Origin of the sequence: Bradyrhizobium sp. th-b2 (genome assembly GCF_000426785.1) — a bacterium.
Classification (GTDB): Bacteria; Pseudomonadota; Alphaproteobacteria; order Rhizobiales; family Xanthobacteraceae; genus Bradyrhizobium; species Bradyrhizobium septentrionale.
In genome coordinates this window covers 38476-54809 of sequence record NZ_AUGA01000028.1, presented here as the reverse complement: position 1 = coordinate 54809, position 16334 = coordinate 38476, and the positions used below count along the sequence as shown (strand labels likewise).

At 61.3% G+C, this 16334-nt stretch carries 10 protein-coding genes and 1 pseudogene; 6 read left to right on the top strand and 5 right to left on the bottom strand.

What is annotated here, in order from left to right; all coding sequences use genetic code 11:
- The first annotated feature begins 36 nt into the window (after window positions 1-36).
- A complete protein-coding gene (locus K359_RS0129560; protein ID WP_245284756.1) occupies window positions 37-534 on the top strand; it encodes a thermonuclease family protein in 498 nt (165 codons plus the stop codon).
- 109 nt (window positions 535-643) lie between these two features.
- On the top strand, window positions 644-835 hold the full coding sequence (locus tag K359_RS0129555) for a hypothetical protein (protein ID WP_029082553.1): 192 nt from the start codon (window positions 644-646) through the stop codon (window positions 833-835).
- A gap of 120 nt (window positions 836-955) precedes the next feature.
- On the opposite strand, the gene K359_RS63455 is transcribed toward K359_RS0129555, so the two are convergent.
- Window positions 956-2851, bottom strand: coding sequence for a reverse transcriptase domain-containing protein (locus K359_RS63455; RefSeq protein ID WP_051346476.1), 1896 nt, complete (start codon window positions 2849-2851; stop codon window positions 956-958).
- A 1032-nt stretch (window positions 2852-3883) separates the two neighbouring features.
- Between K359_RS63455 and K359_RS0129540 the strand changes: the two genes are divergently transcribed.
- The 4 genes and pseudogenes from K359_RS0129540 to K359_RS53335 form a co-directional block, all read left to right on the top strand.
- Window positions 3884-4831: an ArdC family protein gene (locus tag K359_RS0129540; RefSeq protein WP_029082552.1), complete on the top strand. Its 948-nt coding sequence runs from the start codon at window positions 3884-3886 to the stop codon at window positions 4829-4831.
- Between the two features lie 107 nt (window positions 4832-4938).
- Entirely contained in the window at window positions 4939-7056 is a 2118-nt protein-coding gene (locus K359_RS0129535; RefSeq protein ID WP_029082551.1) for a ParB/RepB/Spo0J family partition protein, read from the top strand.
- Window positions 7057-7239: 183 nt separating this feature from the next.
- Entirely contained in the window at window positions 7240-11562 is a 4323-nt protein-coding gene (locus K359_RS0129525) for a strawberry notch-like NTP hydrolase domain-containing protein (protein ID WP_029082549.1), read from the top strand.
- Window positions 11562-12050: pseudogene (locus K359_RS53335) on the top strand (DNA primase); the annotation flags it as partial. The gene K359_RS0129525 and the pseudogene K359_RS53335, both read left to right, overlap by 1 nt.
- A 324-nt stretch (window positions 12051-12374) precedes the next feature.
- Here the strand turns inward: K359_RS53335 and K359_RS61645 are convergent.
- From K359_RS61645 to K359_RS59195, 4 genes are all read right to left on the bottom strand, one after another.
- The gene (locus tag K359_RS61645; protein ID WP_156928719.1) at window positions 12375-12554 is read right to left on the bottom strand and encodes a hypothetical protein; all 180 of its coding nucleotides are present in this window, start codon (window positions 12552-12554) and stop codon (window positions 12375-12377) included.
- Window positions 12547-13200, bottom strand: coding sequence for a class I SAM-dependent methyltransferase (locus K359_RS59200; RefSeq protein ID WP_198031197.1), 654 nt, complete (start codon window positions 13198-13200; stop codon window positions 12547-12549). Before K359_RS59200 ends, K359_RS61645 begins: the two co-directional genes overlap by 8 nt.
- 347 nt (window positions 13201-13547) lie before the next feature.
- Window positions 13548-15050, bottom strand: a complete 1503-nt coding sequence (locus K359_RS0129510; protein WP_029082547.1) for an MmgE/PrpD family protein — start codon at window positions 15048-15050, stop codon at window positions 13548-13550.
- A gap of 221 nt (window positions 15051-15271) precedes the next feature.
- Entirely contained in the window at window positions 15272-16072 is an 801-nt protein-coding gene (locus tag K359_RS59195) for an SUMF1/EgtB/PvdO family nonheme iron enzyme (RefSeq protein ID WP_198031196.1), read from the bottom strand.
- Between the last annotated feature and the right edge of the window lie 262 nt (window positions 16073-16334).

The window sequence follows — 16334 nt, the reverse complement described above, 5'->3', positions numbered from 1 at the left end:
TGGAGCACCATGAGTAGATCCCGTGTCCTAGTCTTGATGCTCCTGTTGCTGTCGAGAGCGGCGGTAGCCGACGATTTTGTCGGGCAGGCCAGCGTCATTGACGGCGACACTCTGGAGATCCACGGTACGCGCATCCGGCTCTGGGGGATCGACGCGCCGGAGAACAGCCAGTTCTGCCGAGGCGAAGACAGCTTGCAATATCGCTGTGGCGCGCAGGCAGCGAATGACCTCGACGCTTTCATTGCCAGGCGCCCGGTTGACTGTTCACCGTTCAGCCTCGATCCATATGGCCGCACGGTGGCGACCTGTTCGGTCGGTGGTGCCGATCTCGGGGAATGGCTTGTGCGCAATGGCCTTGCATTGGATTGGCCCCGGTATTCGAAAGGCCGATACGACAGCGCTCAACGCGACGCCGAGCGCGCCGGCCGAGGTATCTGGAAGGGGAGCTATGTGGAGCCGTGGCTCTTTCGCGCCTGCATCCGCTCGAACGGAAAGCCGTCCTCGTGCTCGGACGACGCGACCTCGCATCCCTGATCGATAGAGGCGGACAATCCGGGCGTTGGCAGAAGTGACGCTAGCCTGGTTTGGGCGACTCACGCTACCAAATCGCTCTCGATTGCCTTCACTGCACGACAGGGACGACATGGTTGCAGCCACTCGTAAATTGCCAGCTTCGGGTTACGCGCTTGAAGTCGATGGCCGACTGAAAGTCGAATTTGCAACCCGGGCCGGCGCCAGGGCCGGTGCAGAAGAGCTTAAGAAGCGTTTTCCGAGACTTCAGATTAGAATCTATGACGCGGAAACCAAGGCCCGGGAAGAGATCCGGATTCCCTGAACTCGCGTCTTCTCGGATCTTGTTTGTGCGCGTGCGGCTGACGCCGCAGCGGGCCCTCGTGAACCGAGCCGCGCGGCGTCTCGGTAGGGTAGGCGTGGAACACCTCCGCGGAGGATGTTCCTACGCCTCCCCCCAAACCGTGCGGGCACCTTTGCGATGCACACGGCTTTCCATATGCGAGTGCTCTCGACCGGAAACGGTCGCCCGGCACGACGGGCACAAGACGATGGTCTTGCGCCGCCAGCCAGATCGTTTCCAGACTATCAGCGACCCACTTCGCAGGTCTCGAACACGGCGGAGGTGATGCATCTCGAACGGCCCTGTCGTGCCGCTGCATGCTTCGCATCGGCGAGCATTCAACCGGTCGATTAGGTCATTCGAGTTTCTGACCCACCACGCACCCCTTGTGACATCGTCAATTACTGGACTTATCCAGAAGGTTCGCGTGAGGTGCTTCAGTCTCCACAGTTTGATTGTGCGAAGCTTGCCCCGGACTACAGAACTAACCTCGTAGTCCGTGCCTTTCCACAGACGGGCCATGATCCGCGCCCTCGTCGTTCGATGTCGCAACGCCAGCGTCTTGATGAGGCTGCGGAACACAACAAGCTCCAACACTCCCAAGGCGCGTTTGTTGTCATCGGCAAACGAGTAATAGTTCGCAAAACCACGGAACTCTGAGTTGTAGGCGAGCACGGTCGCAGAGTCGCTGGTGACCAGGAACTGCTCACGAGCACGGCCGGTCTTCCTGGCGAGGTCGCCATAGCCGTTCCGTTTGCAGAACTCGGTTATCCGCTTTCGCGGCACACGTAGGCTAATATTACCGGTAGTCGGCCGGCGCGTGATACGCCATGTCCGTGCTGCCGGTCCCTTGCGGTTGGACCTTCGCCCACCCCCGTAGGACGTGTACGCTGCGATACGGTAACCGAGGAAGGTCACTCCCTTTGAAGCGGCCTGAATCCCACTCTTCTCGGGCGAGATCGCGAGCTTCAGCGTCTCCGTCAAGAATCGTTCGACAGAGGCCATGGCTTCACGAGCCTCCGCCTTGCTGCCGATAATGCCGATCAGGAAGTCGTCGGCGTATCGACAGTAGCGGAGCCTTTTGAAGTTGGGGTCCATTGGATCGACGGAAGGCACTTTCCGTCTCTCCTTGTTGATGGCTTTGATCTCTGCCATTGCGGCATTGATCTCGGCCAGCTCCGCGCCATCGGTGCGCAGCCGCTCAATCTTCCGGCGGAGACCAAGGACGCGCCTTTGCAGCGCCGCGTACGGCGGGAATGCGCGTCGGTCGCGACCTTTATCGAATCCCGCCTTCATTTTCTGCATGTGCTGGTCCAGCTCGTGCAGATAGATGTTGGCGAGCAAGGGCGATACTACTCCGCCCTGCGGCGTGCCGCTGTACGTGCGTCCAAGGACCCGATCTTCCATGTAGCCTGCTTTCAGCATTCCTTCGATCAGACCGATGAATCTATCATCATCGATCCGCTTCTTGAGAAGCGTGAGCAGAACGTCATGGTCGATGTTGTCAAAGAACCCACGCACGTCCACTTCGATCAGCCACTTGCAACCCGTCCAAGTCTTCTTGATGAGGTTTAGAGCGGTGTGACAGGACCTCCTCGGGCGGAACCCATGCGACTCATCGAGGAACACAGGTTCATAGATCGCTTCGAGGATGATCCTGACCGCCTCCTGAACGAGCCGGTCTTCCACCGTGGGAATTCCCAGCGGTCGTGTCTTGCCGTTGCCCTTCGGGATGTGAACCCGGCGGACTGGCCGGAAACGATAAGTGCCATCTGCTACGCGCCTGGCAATGTCGGCGAGCTTCGTCAGCGACATGCCGTCGAAGGTCTTGCCATCAACACCTGGCGTCAGTGCTCCCTTGTTGAGGGAGACCTTTTCGTAGGCCCGCTCGAAGAGATACGGAGATCTCATCAAGCGGTGAAGGCCATTTATGCGCTTACCCGACCGCGACAAAGTCGGCAGTGATTCAATTCTCCTCTGGATGATGACGGCCTGCATCAGCAGAACCTTTCCGTCGAAGAATCTTCTCTACGCATACTGCAAATGCCGTTATTGGCGGCATCGTCCTTCCCCCGATCGGAGGCGCTTTCAATCCGGTCACCCGGCCTTATACGCATGATCATCCGCCTTGCGGCGGCTGTCCCGGCCATTACGCTGGGCATTTGGGTACTACGACGGCTCCGTCGCCATACAGGTTCGCGAACGAACCTGCTGCAGGCGATCCCGTAGTTACGTGTGTGGGGAGTTGCGGTGTGTTTAGGTGTCCCATTCGCTTCCTTGACCCTCCGATGGAGGTCGTCCCACGCGGACTGGTGGCAGATCGCACTGGCCGGTGCGATTTGCCCCGCGTGGCGTAGCGTGTCAGCCGCGTTCGCTACCGCCAACCCTTTAGCAACTGGAAACTTGGATTCAGGCAATACAGCTTTCACCATGCACACCTTACTCTGTGCTCTCCACCGGGCTGCGGCGCCCGATTTCGAGACGTTTCCCGACATGCTCTGGTCCCGTTCCTCTTTCGAGGTCTCAGTCGTTTCCGACACCGGTAAGTCGGGCAAGTAAGAGCCAAACCAGTAGGCTCCATTCTTTCGAACACTCCCTTCTTCTTCACGCCACAACGGCGCACGCCATTCGGCTTCGATCCCTCGCGCAAGGACTTTCGGAGCTCCTCGCCGGGGGCACTCGGGCAAGGGGCTCGCCTTCGGCGATCGCTATCACTGCCCCGTTCCCGGGTGCCGCTGTTAACCGGTCTCGTCGCTGCACTCGGACCCGCGTGCCCCTTCGGGTCGCTATGCTCACGCTCTCCGGGTGCCATTTCCCGTCGAGGCGATGCGCCCTTGGCGCACGCCCGGTCGGGCCTGCGGCCCCAGGCATCTCAGTGCTTAGTTTTACGAAAACTTGGGACGGAAGGCGGACCGGGTCGCCCATGTCCCATTCTGAATTAGAGGCTGAGAGTAAGAGTGTCGCGCGGTTTTGCCATGACGGGTTACATGCTGCGAGAGAGGCTCGCGGCGCCCGTCGCGGAGATCCGCGATGTCCAGACAATATTCTCGGGCGCGCGCCGGTGAGGACCGGACAAGCCTTTATAACGAAATCACCCACAAGATCATCGACGAGCTGGAGGCTGGCCGAGTGCCGTGGGTGCAGCCTTGGGGCACCGCGGCGGCGAAGGCGCCTTTGGCCATGCCAAAGAGTGCTGCGACCGGCCATCAATATAGCGGCATCAACATTCTAATCCTCTGGGGGGCCGCCACTGAGCGCGCATTCACCGGTCAGAGCTGGCTTACCTTCCGCCAGGCGCTGTCCCTCGGTGGCCATGTCCGCAAGGGCGAGCGCGGCACGACCGTCGTCTATGCCGACCGATTTGTGCCGGTCGCCGAACAGCGCCGCGCACACGAGACCGGCGAGGAGGCACAAGCTGTTCCATTCCTCAAGCGCTTTACGGTCTTCAACACTGATCAGTGCGACGGTTTGCCTGCGGACATCGCAACAACGGCGCCGCCTCCGCCGCCAGGACTGATCGAGCCGCAGGTCGAAAAGCTCATCAAGGCGACCGGCATCGACTTCCGCATCGGCGGCAACCGGGCCTTCTATGTGCCGGCAGATGACTATGTCCAGGTGCCGCCACCGCAGGCCTATTTCGAACCGGTCAATTGGCACCGAACGGCCTTGCACGAGCTGGCGCATGCCAGCGGCCATCCGTCACGCCTCAATCGCGCCTTGTCGGGCAGCTTTGGTACCAAGAAGTATGCCTTTGAGGAGCTGGTTGCCGAGATCGCCTCTGCGTTCGGTTGCGCTTCACTCGGCATCGTGCCCACGGTGCGGCACGCCGACTATATCGGCTCGTGGCTTGAAGTCTTGCGCGAGGACAATCGTGCAATTGTCCGGGCCGCTTCCCACGCCAGCAAGGTCGCGGACTACCTGCTTGGCTTTCTCCCAAAATCCTCTGTCGATATGCCGGAGGACCAGCAGGCGGCCTGAGGTTCTGCTCGGTGGCCGCGGGCACGAGAGTGAGAGGCGGGCTCGTTTTCCGCGACGGGTTGGAGGCCGAGAGAGAGGCTCTCGGCTGCCCGTCGTGGAGAATCGATATGACGAAGGCTGTCCAAAAGATCACACTGTCCCCCTCACGAGACATTCCATTCAACAAGCTGGTGCTGAGCCAGTCCAACGTCCGGCATGTGAAGGCGGGCATTTCCATCGAGCAACTCGCCGAAAGTATCGCGCAGCGTACGCTCCTGCAAAGTCTCAACGTGCGGGCGGTTGTGGACGCCGAAGGCAATGAGACCGGCATGTTCGAGGTGCCGGCCGGCGGCCGGCGCTATCGCGCGCTGGAACTTCTCGTAAAGCGGAAGCGGATGGCGAAGACGCAGGCCGTTCCTTGTGTCGTGCGCGAGGGAGGCATCGCTGAAGACGACTCGCTTGCAGAGAATGACGAGCGGATAGGGCTTCATCCGCTCGATCAGTTCCGAGCATTCCAGACCTTGAGCGGCACCGGATTATCTGACGAGGATATCGCTGCCCGGCACTTCGTGACACCGGCCGTCGTGAAGCAACGACTCCGGATGGCGTCCGTGTCGCCAAAGCTGCACGATGTCTATGCCGAAGACGGCATGACTCTCGAGCAGCTCATGGCCTTCTCGGTCACGGCGGATCACACGCGCCAGGAGCAGGTTTGGGAAAACGTCAGCCGATCCGGCTATGACGAGCCCTATCAGATCCGACGAATGCTCACCGAAAATACCGTGCGCGTCACAGATCGCCGCGTTCAGTTCATTGGGCTGGATGCTTACGGGCAGGCAGGCGGCGGCGTTTTGCGGGATCTGTTCGAGCACGATGATGGCGGCTGGCTCCAGGACGTTGCTTTGCTCGACCGTCTTGTGACGGAGAAGCTCAAAGCCGAAGCCGAGACGATTGCTGCGGAGGCCTGGAAGTGGATTTCGGTCGCCGTCGATTTCCCCTACGGCCACACGGACGGCCTGCGTGAGCTGGAGGGCAAACCTGTCGATCTCTCCCCAGAGGAGCAGACCACCATCGACGCACTCAACGCCGAACAAGCCAAGCTTAAATCCGATTATCAGGATGCCGACGAGTTGCCCGATGAGGTCGATCAGCGTCTCGGCGAAATCGAGGCGGCACTGGGCGCGTTCGAAGACCGGCCGATGATTTACGATCCGGCCGAGATCGGCCGCGCTGGCGTCTTCGTCAGCATCGATTCCGAAGGGCGCCTCTCGGTGGACCGGGGTTACGTCCGGCCGGAGGACGACGTGTCGGCAGACGATCCTGATGTCGGGCAGCGCGCCGACACACAGCCGATCGAGGGAAAGGCGGCTGGTACTTCCGTCCAGCGCGCCGTCATCGCGGTCGCGGGTGACGCTGCTGATAATGAAGAAGGTGATGAGGACGGGACGAAACCTCTGCCGGATCGGCTGATTACTGAGCTGACAGCGCATCGCACGCTGGCGTTGCGGGATGCGTTGGCAGAAAATCCTGCGATTGCGTTCCAGGCGGTGCTGCACAACTTCGTGCTGACGGCCTTTTACCGGTTCGCATCATCCGGAAGCTGCCTTGAGATCGGCCTTCGCACGCCGACCTTTCCGGCTCAAGCGCCTGGCTTGAGGGAAAGCGCGTCCGCGAAGGCCGTTGAGACGCGGCATGAATCCTGGAAAGCACGGTTGCCGAAGGGCGAGCACGATCTCTGGAGTGCGCTCACAGCCCTCAATGGCACCGCACAGGCATCCCTGTTCGCTCACTGTGCGTCATTTGCGGTCAACGCTCTCTACGAGCCGGCCAACCGCTACAATCAGGGCCGCGTCTCCGCCCACGGCGTACGCACCAGGCTCGACCAAGCTGATGTGCTGGCAGGTGCCGTCGGCCTCGACATGGTTCAAGTGGGTTGGAAGCCCGCCGTCGACAACTATCTCGGCCGGGTCACCAAGCCTCGCATTCTGGAAGCAGTGCGGGAAGCAAGAGGCGAATCGTCCGCGCAATTGATCGACCACCTGAAGAAGGCCGACATGGCCAAGGAGGCTGAGCGTCTTCTCGATGGTTCGGGCTGGTTGCCGGAGCCGCTGCGTCTCGTCGATCCCAATGCGGCGTCAGGGGAGCAGGGGAGTGAAGCGGGCCCGCTGCCCGAATTCCTCGGCGAGGACGAGGATCGGGACAACGCGAACGACGATGATCCGCAGCAGGTCGACGCGGCTGAGTGACATCGTAGAAGGGACGGCTCCGGCCGTCCGGCAATTGCTTGGGGACCGGCGTGTCGCGCCGGTCCCATTCTTATGGGCGAGGGCTGAGAGGGAGAGCCGGGCCGGGAAGGGTTTGAATCGCCGTGGTCTTAAGGAGAGCGACCGGCGGTTCGACCCATTCCTGCTCTCCGAAAGAACCCTGTCATGACCGAATCTCTCGCCGGCGGCGCTGCCGCCGCGCCGCTCTCGATGCGCGCCGCTGCAACTCTCACCTCCGCCGCCGTCAGGGCCGCGCGACAGCTCGTGATTGATCTCGAGCGCGGCCGTCGCATCGATGCCGCTGTCCTGCGTAACGCCATGGAAGCTGCCTTCGGCGCTTCCGACGCCACTGGCGTCTGGAACTGGAAGACCGCCTATGATGTCTGCGAGGCGGCAACCGTTCTGTTCCTTCGCAAGTTTGGCCCGGCTATCCGTGTCAAGGCTGGCTCGACTGCCGCGATGCTGCCGATGCTCGCGAGAATCGCGCGCTGTCTGCCGACCCACACGCGGCGCTCCGAGGACAGCCAAGCCCTTCAACAATTCTCGACGCCGATTCCGCTTGGGCTCGCCGCATGCACCGCGGCCGGCATCACGCTGTCTGACCGGGTTTTGGAGCCTTCCGCCGGGACCGGCTTGCTCGCCATCTTTGCCGAGCTTGCCGGCGGCGCTTTGGTATTGAACGAGCTGGCCGAGGCTCGCGCGGCATTGCTCGATCAAATGTTCGCAAATGTTAAGATGACGCGATTCGACGCCGCCCAGATCGATGATCACCTCGATGCGGGTGTCGTACCGAGCGTCGTCCTGATGAACCCGCCGTTCTCGGCATTGGCGAACGTCGATCGACGGATGGCGGACGCGGCTTTCCGGCACATCGCCTCATCCTTTGCGCGTCTTTGCGACGGTGGGCGTCTGGTCGCGATTACCGGCGCGAGCCTTACGCCCGACAATCCGGCTTGGCGAGATGCCTTCGTTCGCCTCCAGGAGCGCGGGCGGGTGGTGTTTTCTGCCGGAATCGACGGCGCGGTCTACGCGAAACATGGAACGCAGACCGACACGAGGCTGCTCGTGATCGACAAGCAGCCCGCGACAGACCCGAGGATATTTCCGGCCTCGACAGGCATGGCGGCCGATGTCGCTACCTTGCTCGGCTGGGTGACCCAGCACGTGCCCCCGAGGCTGCCCATTGCCACCCTCCTCGCGCTCGACGCCGTCAGGCGCCCCGCGACGCCGCGGCCGGTCGGGGCCTTCGCGCCACGGCCGTCGTCCACTCCGAAAGATGGTGCGCCGGAGGGTATCGAACTCGCGTATGAGACCGTCGAGTGGACGCCTCCGGAAGGCGCTGGGCTCAGCGACGCGCTGTATGAGGAATACGCACTGCAGGCGATCCGTATTCTGGACGTGCATGCGCATCCGACCAAACTCGTGCAGTCCGCCGCGATGGCCTCGGTCGCGCCGCCGAAGCCATCTTACCGGCCACATCTGCCGGCCAATGTCGTGGCGGATGGCATCCTGTCCGACGCCCAGCTTGAGAGCGTCATCTATGCCGGAGAGGCGCACTCCGAATTTCTTGCGGGCTCCTGGACGGTCGATGCGACCTTTGATGTTGTGGCGGCCGCACGCGACGATGCAGAAAGTGCCGTGCGTTTTCGCCGCGGCTGGTTTTTGGGCGACGGCACCGGCGCGGGCAAGGGGCGGCAAGTCGCCGGCATCCTGCTCGACAACTGGCTCAAGGGCCGCCGTCGCGCGGTCTGGATCAGTAAGTCCGACAAGCTGATCGAGGATGCGCAGCGCGACTGGTCCGCGCTCGGCATGGAGCGGCTGCTCGTGACGCCGCTGTCACGTTTCCGGCAGGGCACACCGATCCGGCTCGCGGAAGGCGTCCTTTTCACCACCTACGCTACGCTGCGCACCGATGAGCGTGGCGAGAAGCTTTCGCGCGTGCGGCAGATCGTTGAATGGTTGGGCCCCGACTTCGACGGAGTGATTGTCTTCGACGAGAGCCACGCGATGCAGAACGCGGCAGGCCAGAAGGGCGAGCGCGGCGACCAGGCGGCCTCCCAGCAGGGGCGTGCGGGGCTCAGGCTCCAGCACGCGTTGCCGAATGGCCGCGTCGTCTATGTCTCGGCGACGGGCGCCACGACCGTGCACAATCTGGCTTACGCCCAGCGGCTGGGATTGTGGGGTGGAGATGATTTCCCGTTTGCCACCCGCGCCGAGTTTATCGAGGCGATCGAGGAGGGCGGCGTCGCGGCGATGGAGGTGCTGGCGCGCGACCTCAAGGCGCTCGGTCTCTACGCGGCGAGGTCCCTATCTTACGAGGGCGTCAAGTACGAGCTCATTGAGCACGAGCTCACGCCCGAACAGGTTCGCATCTACGACGCCTACGCCGGCGCGTTCAGCGTCATCCATAACAATCTCGATGCCGCGATGCGGGCCGCCAACATCACCGGCGAGACCGGCACGTTGAACGGCCAGGCCAAATCGGCCGCGCGATCCGCGTTCGAGAGCGCCAAGCAGCGCTTCTTTGGCCACCTCCTGACCTCGATGAAGACGCCGTCGCTGATCCGCTCGATCGAGTGCGACCTCGACGCCGGCCACGCCGCTGTCATCCAGATCGTCTCGACCGGCGAGGCGGTGATGGAGCGCCGGCTCGCCGAGATTCCGACCGAGGATTGGGGCGACGTCCAGGTCGACATCACCCCACGCGAGTATGTTCTCGACTATCTCGCCCACTCCTTCCCGGTCCAGCTCTACGAGCCCTTCACGGACTCGGAGGGCAACCTCTGCTCCCGGCCTGTCTATCGTGACGGGCAGCCGGTCGAGAGCCGGGAGGCGGTCGCCCGCCGCGACCGCTTGATCGAGAAGCTCGCCTCGCTGCCGCCGGTCCCTGGTGCGTTGGACCAGGTCGTCCAGCGCTTCAGCACCGACATGGTCGCGGAGGTCACAGGCCGCTCACGCCGCATCGTTCGCAAGGGTGACCGGCTGGTGGTCGAAAACCGGCCCGGTTCGGCCAACCTCGCCGAGACCTCGGCGTTCATGGATGACGTCAAGCGGATCCTCGTGTTCTCCGACGCGGGCGGCACGGGGAGGAGCTACCATGCCGAACTCTCGGCCCGGAATCGCCGCCTGCGGGTCCATTATTTGCTCGAGCCCGGCTGGAAGGCGGACGCCGCGATCCAGGGTCTCGGACGCACCAACCGGACCAATCAGGCGCAGCCGCCGCTGTTTCGTCCCATCGCGACCGACGTGAAGGCCGAAAAGCGCTTCCTTAGCACCATCGCCCGCCGGCTCGATACGTTGGGCGCGATCACGCGCGGCCAGCGCCAGACCGGAGGGCAGGGCTTGTTCCGGCCCGAGGACAATCTCGAAAGCCAATACGGCCGCGACGCCTTGCGCCAGCTCTATACGCTGCTGGCGCGCGGCAAGGTCGATGGCTGCTCGCTCGAAAGGTTCGAGGATTCGACCGGCTTGAAGCTCACGGATGCCAATGGGCTCAGGGATGACCTGCCGCCGATCACGACGTTCCTGAACCGGTTGCTGGCGCTCACGATCGATCTTCAGAATGTGCTGTTCACCGTCTTCGAGCAGCTGTCGACCGCTCGGATCGAGGGCGCGGTCGCATCTGGCACCTATGACGCCGGGCTGGAAACGCTCCGCGCCGAGAGCTTTGTCGTCACCGACCGGCGGACGATCTACGTCCATCCCGGCACAGGCGCCGAGACCCGGCTTCTCACGATCACCCAGCGCCAGCGCAATCATCCTGTGAATCTGGATGGTGCTCTCGCTCATCTTTCCGATCTTCGCGCCATCCTGTTGATCAATGAGCGCTCGGGACGAGCCGCGGTGCAGGTCCCAGCCCCGAGCTTCATGCTTGATGACGGCGAGATCGAGCAGCGCGTCCGCCTGATCCGGCCCATGGAACAGCATAGCGTTCCCTTGAAGATCATGGCGGAAAGCCATTGGGCCGAGGCGGATCGTAAGCGTTTTGCCGCAGTCTGGTCGGCGGAGCTTGCCGAGATCCCCGAGTTCACGGAAAGAACGATCCACGTCGTAGCCGGCTTGCTGCTGCCTATCTGGAAGCGGCTGCCGAACGAGTCGACCCGCGTCTATCGGCTGCAGACCGACGCGGGCGAGCGGATCATCGGCCGCAAGGTCTCGGCGACCTGGGTCGCGAACGTCCTTGCAGCGGACGCGCCGGTGTTGACGCCGGACGCTGCCTTTGCCGCGCTCGTGGAGGGACGGACCGTCCTCGAGCTTGCGGAGGGGCTCCAGCTTCGTCGCGTCCGGGTGATGGGCGCACACCGCATCGAACTCTCGGGTTTCAGCGACACCATGCGCGATCGATTGCGGGCCTACGGCCTCTTTGCAGAGATCATCTCCTGGAAGCTGCGCATGTTTGTGCCCAGGGACGCGAGCGGTGTCGAGATCCTGTCGAAGGTGCTCGACCGCTATCCAGTCGAGCGTGCCAGTGAGCGGGAGGCAGCCTGATGCCCCGCGATGCGTCCGAACTGGCACGCCGCCTCGCGCGCGAGGCCGAGGCGGTGTGCCGACACTATCTCTCCAATGGGAAGCGGGAGGGGCGGTACTGGCTGGTCGGCGACGTCCACAACACGCCAGGCCGCTCACTGTTCGTGCGGCTTCAGGAATCGCCGAAGGGCCCTGCGGGTAAATGGACGGACGCTGCGACTGGCGAGCATGGCGATCTCCTGGACGTCATCCGCGAAACCTGCGGCTTGCGCGAATTCCGCGAAGTCGCCCAGGAGGCAGAACGCTTTCTGAAGTTGCCTCGTATCGAGCCTGAATCGGTCTCGAAAGCCGATCGTCCAGCGGTGCTAGCCGGATCCCAAGAGGCCGCCCGCCGGCTCTTTGCGATATCTAGCCCGATCCACGGGACCGTGGTTGAGACATATCTGCAGCGTCGCGGGATCGCCCGCGTACATCATGGTGGCAGCTTACGTTACCACCCACGCTGCTGGTGAGATTCCACCGAAGTCAGCATTGGGGTCACAACCGGCTATGTCTGACTGTGCTGAGTGACATCCGCTCTACCTTGACGAGCTGACGTACCGATTGTCAAACCGACCTTCGGCTATGGGCCAAAACCGGCCCTGGGCAATCGCAGCAAAACAGCAACCTGCTCGATCACCTCGTCGGCGCGGCCGCGTAGCGGGAACGGAATGGGGTGGGGGTGAGATCAGGCGTCTTGGCGATCTTGAGGTTGTTGACCAGATCAAACTTTCGCTCAGTCCTTTTCTGAACGCTCAAAGTCTTCTCGGACGCAAAAGCCACACAACTCGTTGTCAGCGATGTCCTATTGCCACATGAGCTTCGATTGGTGCGGCGAGGCCATCGCCAACGCGGTAGGCGGCAAGTGCATCTCTTACGTCGGTGGCAATCTTTGCTTGTGCCTCCTTATCCAAGCCAGCAACTGCTGCTGCGACAGGGGTTGCTGAAATATAGGCCGGCACATATTCAGCCATTGATTCGCGTCGAATGGTTTCGCGTTCGATTCGAATTTCGACGCCCCCGAAATCCCGCAGCAACAATGAGCTGGTGTAACTGGTCAGCGTCACCAAAGCTGAATGCTGATCGGATTTGCGCAGCGTGTTCTCTCCCCATATTACGCTCAACTGCGTCAGCGATCGCCGATTGCCACGGGCAATGCTCGATTGAACGCCAGACGCTGACAACTATCCGACCTCGATCGGCCAACACTCTATGCATTTCGGAAACCGCTGCGGCTTTGCTAGGAATGAATTGCAGGCCATGTTGGCAAATGACACAGTCGAAAGTCGCATCAGCAAACGGCATTTCTGTAGCGTTGCCCAACCGCCATTCGATCGCGGCAGCTGTTTCACGAGAAGCGTGTGCTCGCGCGAGCATGCCCGCGTTGAGATCGAAGCCGACAACCTGTCCTGCAGAACCGACCTTGTTTGCTACGAGTCGGGTCACAACGCCAGTCCCGCACGCGACGTCCAGCACGCGATCGCCAGGTTTAATCGCGGCGACATCCACAAGTCGGCGCGAGTAGGCCTGTAAGAAGACGTCGACGATATGTGTGTCGTAGGCGAGGGGAGCGTTACCCTCAAGCTGCCAACCTGGGGCGCCGGAGCTGCTTTGTGACATTTTCGTCTCCATCATACGCAGTAACGTGCGGGCCTCGTCGCGTCGCTCGCGCGGCCGGGTGGCATCCTCACGGGCCTCTCGAGCCAATCAATGATCTTACCGGCAAGCGCCTCCTGAGGCTTAGGGCCGCACATTAGCATACCGTTGCGGAACAACGCCGCTGTGCATCACAGCAAATATTGCGCGATGATGTCGCAGACGGGTCAAGCTCGAAAGTCTAACGCTCAACCGAGACTGTCCACTTCACCACGAACACCCGACATTCGACAACCAGCTTGGCATGACCGAAATGTGCCAACACCCTGCCGACATCGGTATTCCTATTGCCGGTGGATCAGGCGTTCAGTTCACGTCGGATTTTGTTTTCCGGTTCCCCTCAGGGCTCGGGTCAATTCTCGGACATCCTTTAACTCTTCAAGCCCATCGACGAGTGACACGACGCGCTCAGCGCCGACCTTGCTAACGACAGGAACCGCGAAGTTCGTGAATTTGCGTTCGAGTGACGATCGCGACAGCGGGCGTTCCGCGTCGCCTTCGGGAACTTCCACGGTCTCACGCAAGGACTGACCGTCTGCAAAGACAATCTCTATGCTTGCACCGCGCCCCTTGGGGAGTTTGGCGATGAGTGCCTCTCCGGGCTTCACTGACGTCTTTTCGACCAGCGCCATCACGTCCTGGGACCGCCAGCGGTCTTTCTCGAATTGAGCGACGGTCACATCGCCGTCGAGAAGGGCCATGGCGAGGCAGACGGGCAGACTGTGATCGGCGGTACCCTTTGTCTGCGGCTTGAATTTCGCCGGATCCGCAACACGTTCAATTATTCCCGGATAGCTCTCAACCGCGATCACCCGGATATCCTGCCCGCGACCTTTGATCTTCCGAGAGAGTGATGCGCCGGCCTCTGCCACGGCTTGCAACTCAATCTGAATCGGGAAGCGCTTGAATGCCACCCGGGGCAGCCGGTATCGCGCAAGCTCAAGATCAACGGCGAACCCCTCCTTGACGGGCTTCATTTTTGACGCCAGCCATTCCAGCGTGCCGGAAGGGCCGGTGAAGCCCTGGGCTGCGAGCCGGGTCGCGAAAACGCCGTCAGCCGCCGTGGCGGCAAGTCCCATGGCTTTCATCATGCTAATCGCGCCGCTATTCACTACAAAACTCGTGAAGCCACGTGCGCCCGATATTCCAACCGCATTTGCGAGGGCTTCCTTAGGAAGCCCCCAGATCTTGCCCGCAATCAGAGGGACGCCGTAGGAGGCCGCACACAAGGGATGGAAGCCACGTTCAATAAAGGAGATGGCGTCATTAACGCGCATGCTGGCCTCATAGCCCACGACGATCGCTTCGATGAGTTCGCGGCCCGATCGTCCATTCTCCTCGCAGAGAGCAATCGCCGTCGGCAGCAGCTCGCTCGGATGAAGTGGCTCGGTGCCAATATAGGTATCGTTCAGGTCGAGGGAGCGAACGAGAACGCCATTGACGAATAGCGCGCCTTCTACGGTAGCACATCGCGGATAGCCGATCACTGTGGCCGTATTGCCCTCCCCGAAAGTCTTGCGAATCGTCGTCTCAGCTATATTTGCGGGCTCGGATCCTACTGATCCGAATGCGCATCCGAGAGTGTCGAGAAGGACGCGCTTGGCCGAGCCGATAACGTCAGCAGTGAGAGCTTCATATTTGATGGAAAGTGCAAATTCGGCAAATTTCTGCTCGAGCGTCGCTTTCTGTCGGTCTCCCTCGCCAGCGGCTAGCGCTGAACCGGCGAAGCGATAACCGTCGGATCGAACGCTCCCCAGAATGAGACTCGCGGAAACGGCAGTTGCGGATCGCGCCAGGAATTCACGACGTTCCATGAATGTCTCCAATATGAAATCGCAGCAACGGTCATCACATCAAAGCATGCAGCGCTGCTATCGGGCTAGGGCAATGTCTGAGATGGATCCAAACTCGGAAGTCGGAACGCGCAACCGTGAGATCCGCTTCACCCCCAACATCGGACTTTCGACAGTCCGCGCGGCGCTTCCGAAAAGGGCCAGGAACGGAAGGCGTCGATTCAAGTTACCGGCAACAGTTCCTATCGAGCTCCGGTTCTCGCGACGCGGACGCTCATATAGGTCATTCGATTGGGGTTGCCGGACCATAGCCGCGCGGCAGATCGGAGGGTTTCAGGGCGTCGGCTATATGCGCCACCGCGCAGCATATGCACCTCGCAATTTCCTGTCGTCTGGGCCGCTCCGTCTGACGGCGCGTCAATGTAGCTTTCGCTTCCGCAATCCTCGACCCAGTCGTAGACGTTACCGTGGACTTGAAAGAACCCCCAAGGGTTCGGGGCAAATGAATCGACCAAAACTGTTCTAGCTGCCATCGACCCCGGATGATCGGTCGAATAGGCACTGTTGGCCTGAAGGGCTCTAAAATCATCGCCCCACCAATATGCAGTCGATGTTCCCGCCCGCGTAACATATTCGCGCTCGGCTTCGCTCAATAACCGATAAGGTCGCCCTGTCTTGCGCGATAGCCACTCCACGTATTCTTTGGCGTCATCCCAACGTATATTAATTACAGGTCGTTTTCCGCGCCCCCAATTTTGATCAGAGGGTCGATAGCTGCAACCCTTTGCAGCTATGCAAGCGTTCCATTCATCGAATGTCACCGCGAAACGACCTACGGCGAAAGTTCTTGTGAAAATCACAAGATGCTGTGGTCTTTCATCTGGCGTGCTCCCGACCTCGTTCTCGCTGGCTCCCATCGTAAACTGTCCCACGGGAACGACGATCATCTCCGGACAGGATTTGCATTCTTTGAAATGGTCCATTGGTCTTAGAGCAGTATTTTCGTTGCGTGATAGCGGTTGCGGAAGACGCGCTTCCAGCAACAGGCTGCTCCTCGTCGGTGGCAACGATGGTCGAGCACTCGGACCGCTCTGCCCATTTTCGGCAAGCACAACTTGCACAAGCGTCAAGACAGCTATCGTCCCAATCGCCGAAATCGCTCCAAACCTGATCATCCGGAAACGATGCGCCCTATAAGCCGCAGTGCACAGCGATTTGTTGTCGCATATGGGTCAAACTCGGAAGTCGGAACACGCAACCGTGAGGTCCGCTTCATCCCCAACATCGGACTTTCGATAGCCAGCG